Consider the following 7,864-nt stretch of genomic DNA (forward strand, 5'->3'; position numbering starts at 1 on the left):
CAGACTGTGTGAAAACTCTGATCACCTTTTGGTCTAAGTATGTTCTGCTTATGATCTATTAATCTATACATTTAGTTCACTTAATATACTGATATTTATATAATTAGACTATTGATTCAGTTGAGGGTTGAGGCAGTATGTCAAAGTTTATAAGCGGTGAAAGTCGTGACCAATCAACGTTATTTCCAGAATCGTTGGAAGATTACGTCAGTGAAGATAATACGGTCAGAGTGATTGATGTTTTCATTGAGGAACTAAATCTAGCTGAATTGGGGTTTAAAGGATTAACTTTAAAGTCCACAGGCCGCCCTAAGTATCATCCTGCCACATTATTAAAACTGTATCTTTATGGTTACCTCAACCGTATTCAATCATCCCGCCGATTAGAAACCGAATGCCAACGCAATATTGAACTGATGTGGCTACTTGGTAAATTGGCACCCGACTTTAAAACGATTGCTGATTTTAGAAAAGACAACGGAGATGGTATAAAAAATGTGTGCAAAACGTTTGTTGAAGTCTGCCGTCGTCTGAATATGTTTGAGAAACCAGTTGTTGCCATCGATGGTAGTAAGTTTAAAGCTAGCAACAACAAAGGCAATAATTTTACGCCAAGCAAAGTTAAATTCCACATCGACCGAGTCGAAAAGAACATTGAACGTTACCTTGAATTACTTGATGAAGCCGATAAAGAGCAAGCTAACGTCACAAAAATTAAAGCCACAAAAGATAGGCTAGCTGACTTTCGCAGCCAGTTAAAAAAACTACACGAGATTAAAGAACAAGTTGAAGCTCATCCTGACAAGCAAATATCCACTACTGATCCTGATTCACGTTTAATGAAAACTCAAGGTTTTACAAGAGTTGTGAGTTATAACGTGCAAAGTGCGGTTGATACCAAGCACCACCTTATAGTGGCGCATGAGGTGACCAACGTGCCAGATAGAGGCCAGCTTGCGTCAATGACAAAACTCGCACAAAAAGCATTGCGCAAGGAAGATATAAGGGTATTAGCAGATAAAGGTTACTTCAGTCAGCCCGATATAAAAGATACTATCGATTTGGGTGCAGAGCCAATCATGCCCAAGACGGATACATCGTCCTCTGAAAAGAAAGGGATATTTAACCGCTCACTCTTCAAATACGATGCAAATAAAGATATTTACTTATGCCCCGCTGGTAATGAACTTCAAAATCGAATGCAGGTATTTGAGCAAGGTAAATACCTTGATGTTTACTTCAATCACATTGCTTGTCGAGATTGTAAAATAAGAAGTCAGTGCACTAACTCTAAAAAAGACCCTAGGCGAATAAGGCGGTGGGTGCATGAGATTCTGACAGAAGAAATGCTTCAAAAGCTAAAGAATGAACCTGAATTGATGCTTCATCGCAAGCAAACTGTTGAGCACCCCTTTGGCACAATTAAACTCTGGATGGGAGCTACCCACTTACTAACACGAGGTTTAAAAAGCGTGAGTACAGAAATAAGTCTTCATGTTCTGGCTTACAACTTCAGAAGAATGCTCACAATTATGGGAGTTAATGGTCTAAGTAAAGCGATTAGAGTAGCGTTGCTATAGCAGTTTCGCTCGCGCGGAGAAAATTGTGATACTGAGAAAAAATCGATCGCAACCATCCTAGATGGTTTTAAACTAAGAACATACCCAAGACAATTTATTAAAAATTAGTTTTTACACAGTCTGGGCACAAAGCACGCATTCGTCATAACTCATTTTTGTCCAAAAACGAGTTTACCTGACCGTCTGCTTCTCGCTCTAAGCGCAGTTCAATCACACATAATTTGCTTGGCGTTTTGCAAAAAATGACAAGATTACCTACCTCCCTATCTGCAGTAACAATAATAAAGATTGATTGGATTATGCGAGTAAAAGCTTTTTGAAATGAGACTTGAGTTATTAACTTAAAGCGCAAGAATTATAAACCCTGAATAATTTTCATATAAAAATTCAGTAAAATTTTTTATCCATATTATACTTTTTTATTATTGCTGTAATTTTGGATAACTATGTTAAACAATTATTCTGTGCGTACCCGTTTAGCCGTGCTTGCATTGCTACCAATTATGATTTTTTTAATTACATCGTTTTTTTCAATAAACACAATGGGAAGGTTAGTAGCAGGGATTGATAGTTTATACGACGATCGTGTCGTACCACTTAAGCAAATTAAACATGTGTCTGATAATTACGCTGTAAATATTGTTGACTTACTTCACAAGTATCGTGCTGAGTCTATTACCAAATCAGCGCTTTTAGCTAATATTAATGATGCTAGAAATACGGCTGATGATGAATGGAAAGCCTACCTGAGCACACAGCTAACAGCTGAAGAGAAGCGCTTAGTAGACAATGTAGAAAGTAAACTACAGCCCGTGCTTACGCACTTAAATAATTTAATTGTAAGTATTAATAGTGGTGAGTTTTTACTAATCCCACAAAAGCAATTTGTTTATGAGCTTTACCAATTATTTGATCCGCTGAGTGCCAGCTACCAAGCTTTAATTAATTTACAACTTAAAGAAGCAAATGATTTTAAAGTTAAAGCTGATGAGAATTATCAATTTATAAAATTGATAATGAGTGTGACAATCGCGATATTGATTTTACTGTTACTGATTGTTGCTTACTTTATTTATTCCTCGATACAAAATCCATTAATGTCATTACGCGATACCATAACGCACATTGCGACCAATGCTGATTTAACAGCTCGTGCTGAGGTTCAAGGTAAGGATGAGATTGCAGATACCGCATCTAACTTTAATGATATGCTACTTCGGATCCAAGGTTTAGTAAAAGATATGGCAGGCGCAACGCTGACACTTGCCTCTGCAGCTGAAGAAATGAACTCTATTAGTATTCAGGTTGCCAGTACAGCAACGCAGCAAGAGCAACAATCGGCTATGATTGCAACTGCAATTACTCAAATGAGCAGTGCAATAGAACAAGTTGCTCAAAACGCGCAAACAACCTCCGACAAGGCAACAAGTGCCGACATTAAGGCAGTCCAAGGGCAACAAGCTGTTGCTGATAATATAGAGTCAATAAATACGCTTTCAACTTTAGTTAATACTAATACGCAGCTCATCACAGATCTAAATACACAAACCAATGATATAAACCAAGTTGTTATGATGATTCAAAGCGTTGCTGAGCAAACTAACTTGTTAGCTTTAAATGCAGCTATTGAAGCAGCAAGAGCTGGCGATTCTGGTCGTGGTTTTGCCGTTGTAGCCGATGAGGTAAGGCAACTTGCTCACAATACTCAAAAGGCAACCGCTAGCATTAATGAAATGATCACTAAACTACAAGGCATGGCTCAGCAAGCTGTTAATGCCATGGGTAACGCTGAAAGCAGCGCTAAAGAGAGTGTTGACCATGCTAATTATTCTTCGCAGGTGCTCAGCGAAATTAACCGTGAAGTTACTGAAATTGCAGATATGAATACTCAAATATCAACCGCAACTCAGGAGCAAAAAATGGTCGCAAATGAGCTAAGCAGTAATATTAATGAGTTTAGCGCGAGTATCACGTCGGTTAGCGAAAGCTCACAGCAAAATGCACAGGCATCGCAAGAACTCGCACAGCTTGCGGCAATGCTACAAGGGCAAGTTAATGTATTTAAAGTTTAGGTACTTTCATTTTGCCGCATGTTAGGAGTTATACCTTAAATGAAAGCCTTATTTGCCATCAATTAAAATTATTAATTGATGGCATGCTTGTTACTTTAAGCACTAGTTTGATTTGACAATATATTTATCCAATCACTGGGGTTTGAGAGTATAAACTGATACGAGCTGCCATCTTGCGTGAAAACCTCTATCGCATCAGCTGTTATTGGAACAAGGCCTGCGCCTTTGCCTTTACATTCAACCACTTTTAAAATTGTATCACGGGCAATTGTATATGGTTCTAACCCTAATTTTTCATTAAAAGGTTCAAAATTTAAGTCAGTTTGCGTAATCCAAAACTTTCCGTCCGCTTTCATAACTCCATTTTGAATGGTTGCCATTGTTGATTTAACGACTGTTGATTGCATATTTAAATTCCTTTACACGTGCATATAATTTCAAATTGTTCAACTTCCTTCTGTTTATTATTACAGCTAACTTGATAGCCAAAAACAAGTTTATTTGTGCACTAACGCCACAAAGCCACCTTTAAATTTAAAAGTTACCCGCATATATTTACCTGCTTTAAACTTTGTGGAATAATAGCTGCCCTCTTAGGGGAGTAGCCCGCTCAGTAATGAGTAAACTTATCAACATAATTGCACCTCATGTGCATGGTAAGTTTGTAATGTTGTAGCAAGCGTTATCGGCGAGACCTAGGTAGACACTATCCTCATGGCGGGAGATAGCTGTTTGCCTTGGTTTAGTATTCCCGCCTGAAGATTATATTAATGGATATTTTTTTAACCTCTACCGTCACTGTTGCCCTTGCTGAAATAGGCGATAAAACCCAGCTTTTATCTTTACTATTAGCTGCTCGCTTTCATAATAAAATTGCACTTATTTTAGGCATTCTCGCTGCTACTATTATTAATCATGGTTTATCTGCATGGTTTGGTGATTGGCTAAGCGGGAACTTTGCCGTCGAATACTTACCTTGGATAGTCAATATAAGCTTTATTGTGGTAGGGCTGTGGCTACTTATTCCAGATAAAGATGAAGAAGTGAGCCATAAATACGACCGCTATGGTGCATTTTTAGTGGCCTTAATCTTATTTTTTATTGCTGAAATTGGGGACAAAACACAAATTGCAACCGTGTTGCTCGGTGCACAATATCAATCAGTACTTTGGGTTACGGTGGGTACTACAGTAGGCATGTTAATTGCCAATGTCCCTGTTATTTATGCCGGTAAGGCGTTACTAAAAAGAATTCCATTAAATACCGTAAGAGCGATAGCAGCCAGTGTTTTTGTACTGTTGGGTATTTATGGTTTAGTGACTATATAATGATTAAATAACGTTTAAATCACTCTTTAATCGTTAAACAATAAAAAGCGCTTAGCTACTTTTATACAAGTTAGTCGTAAGCGCTTTTTATATAAGGGTATATGATTTAGGCGTTATTTACACAATAGCAGCCTTTTGTATCCGCTATTAATAATGATGAGTTAAATCCGGCCTGTAAATTACTAATAACGGTTTCCACAAAGCCACTACCTTGAGAGCATGCCAGCCCTTCAGATAAAGGCCCTGCATAAACAAACTCACCATTTTTATCAATTAAAACGGCGGCAGGTGTGGCAGGGACCACTGACTTTAACTCATTATTTAATACAAAATTTTGCACTTCAACACCTTGGTTTGTAGCAAAGCGTTGCAGGGCTGATAAATGAGGCTGTGCTTGAATTGTACAGCCGCAATTTTCTTGCGTAATAATCACAAGTTGAGCACTGTCTTTGTTTTGCCACAGTACTTGGTTTTTAAATTGCGAAAACCAGTTTTGCTGTTTAAGCATATTACCCTCATCAAAGGGCTTTAGCTGCCCTAGCTGAAAGTAAACAAGTGCCGACACAACAAAAGCAAGCCATATACAAACTAAGCTAATGGTGAAATAACGAGACTTACTTAAATTTTGCAATACTTTGCTCTAATACATCAATACTTACGTCTATCAGCTGCACTTTAGCCGTTAACTGCTCAACTATTTTAGTCTCTTGATACTGGTTTTGGCGCATTTGATCTGTACTCATTGCTATTTGCTCTGTATTTCCAGCCTGTTCGGCAACCACTTGAGCTACTGAGTTAGTGCTGGCAGATACCGCTTGAATTTGATCACTCATTGACGAAATATTCTCTTTCATCGTTGCGCTTATTTTTGTTAAATCAACCACAAATTCTACACATTGATTCATCGACTGAGTTGACGTGCGACTATTATTTACCAGATCAGTAAGCGTAGACGCTATTTTGGTTGTTGTTGCTTGGCTGCTATTTGCAAGCGAGCGTACTTCATCGGCAACAACAGCAAACCCTCGGCCATGCTCACCCGCTCGTGCGGCCTCTATTGCAGCATTAAGGGCTAATAAATTAGTTTGGTCGGCTATGCCTGAAATTTCATTGAGTAAACTAGTAATAACATCCCCAGCGGCCACTAAATGGCTTAACTGCTCTTCAGTGTTTGTTAACAAGGTGAGTAGCTCGGTGCTTTTTCTGTCGGTTTGTAATACTTCTTCCAGCGCAACATTGGCTGATTCAGTAATGCTATTAACTTGTTGTTTTAAAGTATCGCTTTCTTGTTCAACTAACTTAAAACCATGCGCAACTTGTGCGCCTGAATTAGCAATATCATCTGTTTGCGCGTTTCGTTGCTGCGCGCTATTGGCTAACTCATCATGAACATGAATAAGCTCTTTAGAGTTATTTTTTAAAGAGTCTGACTGAACTTGAACTTGCTTAATCACATCTGATAAGTACTCAAGCAAAGTATTAAAACCAACTACCGCTTTGCTTGTTGTGTCATCTGCTCGCATAGAAAGCTTAACTTGATTTGGATCTTGCATTATTTGCTCTGTGGCATAACTTAACGATAGACCCGCACGGCGTTCGCGATTTAATGTTACGGCAATAAAACCAGCTACAAGCGCTTCCACAATGGCATACGCTGCGTGAATAAGCACTGTTGAAAAGGCGAGTCGGTCTGGATCAAATACGTAAAAACCAGTATTTTGTGTTTGCAAATAGTAAAAAGATAAATGGTGTATAGCTACAAACACAATAGCGGTAATAAACACTCGCCACTCTATGAACATTATTAGCATGGCTAAGAAAATGAATATTTCGAAATGCACTTCAATAAGGCCATAGGCTTGTTGAATATGTAAAAATGAAAACATCATAATTGCAGCCGCAACAACATGCGGTGTCATTTTGCTATCGGGTTGGGTTTTTAAAAGCCAAATGGGGAGCAAACATAACGGTAAGCCGACAAGAAATGCTTCTGTCAGGGTGCCAAAATAAAGACCAATACCTATAGACTCAATAAACAAAAGACTAAAAATAATTGTGAATAACCGACTTACACTAGACATAAAAACCTTAAATTAATTGTGTTCTAATTTAAACACGTTCAGCTGATATTTAAACGAGGGCGTTCAGAATTCTGTGTCAGCCTAAGTTGCTAAATATCTAGCACACCATCTAACCTACCTTCGAAGTGGATGGCCAATTGCGACAATGTCAGATTCCAATTATGGATTGGCATTGTCCATTTCTTCGAGGCATTCAATATGCCTGCATACAATAATTTCATCAAGCTGTTTTCATTAGGGAATGCTCCCTTAGTCTTGGTGAGTCGTCTAAACTGGCGATGTACAGCTTCAATTGCATTTGTGGTATAAATAGCTTTACGCACGTAATCTGGATACTTGAAGTAAACCGACAGATTGCCCCACTTACGACGCCAAGACTCGATAACGATAGGGTATAACTTGCCCCATTTGGCATCTAATTCGGCGAGAGCGGCTTCTGCTGCATCTTTAGTGGCTGCCTTATAAACGGGTTTCAAGTCAGCCATAAACTCTTTTTGGTGCTTTGAAGCAACATACTTCATCGAATTACGAATTTGATGAATAACGCACTCCTGCACTTCGGCGTCAGGATAGATTGTTGCTATTGCTTCAGGGAAGCCTTTTAGTCCATCAACACAGGCAATTAAAATATCGGATACACCACGATTATGTAAATCTGTTAATACTGATAGCCAATAGTTAGCCCCTTCACTTTCAGAGATATATAAACCAAGTAACTCTTTGCGGCCCTCGATATTGACACCTAGTACGGTATAAATAGCCTTACTCACGTAGCGCCCATTTTCTTTAATCTTATAATGAAT

The 7,864-nt window shown here is 38.5% G+C and carries 7 protein-coding genes and 1 riboswitch; of the genes, 3 read left to right on the forward strand and 4 right to left on the reverse strand.

All coding sequences use genetic code 11. From position 1 onward, the window contains the following. Positions 1 to 137 precede the first annotated feature (137 nt). Together ND6B_RS02940 and ND6B_RS02935 are read left to right on the forward strand one after the other, a co-directional pair. Positions 138 to 1,580 (forward strand): IS1182 family transposase, encoded by a 1,443-nt coding sequence (locus tag ND6B_RS02940; RefSeq protein WP_013465392.1) that lies wholly within the window; start codon positions 138 to 140, stop codon positions 1,578 to 1,580. Between the two features lie 446 nt (positions 1,581 to 2,026). Then, complete coding sequence (locus ND6B_RS02935; protein WP_033104125.1) at positions 2,027 to 3,652, forward strand: methyl-accepting chemotaxis protein; 1,626 nt, start codon at positions 2,027 to 2,029, stop codon at positions 3,650 to 3,652. 95 nt (positions 3,653 to 3,747) lie between these two features. On the opposite strand, the gene ND6B_RS02930 is transcribed toward ND6B_RS02935, so the two are convergent. Further along, on the reverse strand, positions 3,748 to 4,059 hold the full coding sequence (locus ND6B_RS02930; RefSeq protein ID WP_013463090.1) for a hypothetical protein: 312 nt from the start codon (positions 4,057 to 4,059) through the stop codon (positions 3,748 to 3,750). 177 nt (positions 4,060 to 4,236) lie between these two features. Then, positions 4,237 to 4,339: riboswitch (yybP-ykoY riboswitch) on the forward strand. A gap of 83 nt (positions 4,340 to 4,422) precedes the next feature. Between ND6B_RS02930 and ND6B_RS02925 the strand changes: the two genes are divergently transcribed. Beyond that, on the forward strand, positions 4,423 to 4,980 hold the full coding sequence (locus tag ND6B_RS02925) for a TMEM165/GDT1 family protein (protein WP_013463089.1): 558 nt from the start codon (positions 4,423 to 4,425) through the stop codon (positions 4,978 to 4,980). A 106-nt stretch (positions 4,981 to 5,086) separates the two neighbouring features. Here the strand turns inward: ND6B_RS02925 and ND6B_RS0119465 are convergent, their stop codons facing one another. The 3 genes from ND6B_RS0119465 to ND6B_RS02915 all read right to left on the reverse strand — a co-directional run. After that, positions 5,087 to 5,611: a DUF6436 domain-containing protein gene (locus ND6B_RS0119465; RefSeq protein WP_033104126.1), complete on the reverse strand. Its 525-nt coding sequence runs from the start codon at positions 5,609 to 5,611 to the stop codon at positions 5,087 to 5,089. Then, positions 5,595 to 7,061 carry a methyl-accepting chemotaxis protein gene (locus ND6B_RS02920; RefSeq protein WP_024601071.1) on the reverse strand — a complete coding sequence of 489 codons (1,467 nt, stop codon included), beginning with the start codon at positions 7,059 to 7,061 and terminating at the stop codon, positions 5,595 to 5,597. Before ND6B_RS02920 ends, ND6B_RS0119465 begins: the two co-directional genes overlap by 17 nt. Before the next feature lie 89 nt (positions 7,062 to 7,150). Then, on the reverse strand, positions 7,151 to 7,864 hold a 714-nt coding region (locus ND6B_RS02915), incomplete at its 5' end, for an IS256 family transposase (protein WP_033102931.1).

Origin of the sequence: Pseudoalteromonas sp. ND6B (assembly GCF_000764215.1) — a bacterium.
GTDB classification, from domain to species: domain Bacteria; phylum Pseudomonadota; class Gammaproteobacteria; order Enterobacterales; family Alteromonadaceae; genus Pseudoalteromonas; species Pseudoalteromonas tetraodonis.